This is a genomic window from Candidatus Similichlamydia epinepheli, from assembly GCF_003056015.1.
Genome location: NZ_PPEU01000139.1, coordinates 1 through 1,366, shown reverse-complemented (window position 1 = coordinate 1,366; position 1,366 = coordinate 1). Strand labels below are relative to the sequence as shown.

2 protein-coding genes are annotated in these 1,366 nt (G+C 39.1%); both read left to right on the top strand.

What is annotated here, in order from left to right; genetic code table 11:
* Positions 1-84 precede the first annotated feature (84 nt).
* Positions 85-1,023, top strand: coding sequence for a YitT family protein (locus tag GCCT14_RS04945; protein WP_108624454.1), 939 nt, complete (start codon positions 85-87; stop codon positions 1,021-1,023).
* A 32-nt stretch (positions 1,024-1,055) separates the two neighbouring features.
* Positions 1,056-1,366: hypothetical protein (locus GCCT14_RS04940; RefSeq protein WP_157952643.1), on the top strand; the 311-nt coding region annotated here is incomplete at its 3' end.

Below are 1,366 nucleotides of genomic sequence, written 5' to 3'. Positions count from 1 at the left end.
TTCGAGCCCCGTCTCTCGCGAATGATCTCGTCTTGTGTGCCTCTTTCCATTCTCTCAGGCAAAAAAATGAGGAGAATGTAGAGTATGGTCTCCACATCAGATAAACAGGGTAACGCCCTTATGAGGGGGTTTTCTAGTCTATCTTCGTACCTTTTTATAGCGATCGGTGCGTTTATCACGGCGTTCGCTCTTCATTTTTTTTTATTGCCAAACAAGTTAATAGATGGTGGAACGGTTGGCTTAGCAATTCTCATAACTCAAGCACTTGAGATTCCGTCCAAGTTGCCTTTTGTTGTGTTGATTCTTTCTGCTCCTTTTGTCGCATTAGCCCACAGACACATCGGAAAACAATTCGTTATGCGTATGTTTTTCTCAGCGTCTAGTTTTTCTATTTGTTTATATTTCATGGAAGGGTTCGATAGGCATTTTACTGGTGACGTACTTGAGATCGTCGTTTTTGGTGGAATTGCTTTAGGGTGCGGTATCGGACTAATCATTAGACATGGGGCTTGTCTTGATGGCAGCGAAATCGTGGCAGTATTGGTAAATCGTCGATTTGGGTACACGGTTGGTCAAGTAATTCTTGCATCCAATGTTTTGATTTTTGCAATTGCTGGCTTTATTTATTCAGACTGGAATTCTGCTCTTAGATCCTTAATGACGTACTTTGTTGCTTACAAAATCATTGATATGGTTCTGCAAGGATTCGATGAGATCAAAACTGTTACGATTATTTCTAAAAAATCCAAAGATGTTACGGAAGCCCTGATAAGAGATGTAGGAGTTGGAATCACAGTCATGTATGGGAAAGGTGGCTGTTCTGGGGATAACAGAGAAATTTTATACATAATTATTGAGCGTCTTCAACTAGTTGAATTGAAATCTGTAGTTCTACGTGAAGATCCAGAGGCTTTTATTGCTATAGGAGATTTACACGAGATTGTGACAGGATCCGGCACAGGGCCTTTTCTTATGAACCGCAAGAAGAGAAAGAAAGCACCTGGTAATGCTTCATCAAAATAGTAATTAACTAGTCAGTTATTCCACGGGAGAAAATGTATAAGGCTCTTTTTAAGATACTAAGTCCTAGTACGGTTCATTACGAAGCAGTACTCAAAAATGAGATCACTTCTCTCCCTAAATTTAGAAAAATTGGTGTTAACCCTCTTTCACACACCTTTCTTGTAGCCTATGAAGGTGATGTTTTCGATCATGACAATCTTATTCGTTTATTTGAGGAGAAAGGGATATTTTGCTCGTTAGAATGGTGTCAAGAAGATACGTTTTACAAATCGACTAAAAAAGCACTTCAAAAATTACGAAACGCAGGATTTCGCATCCTGATGCTATTTGGATTTACTTTTTT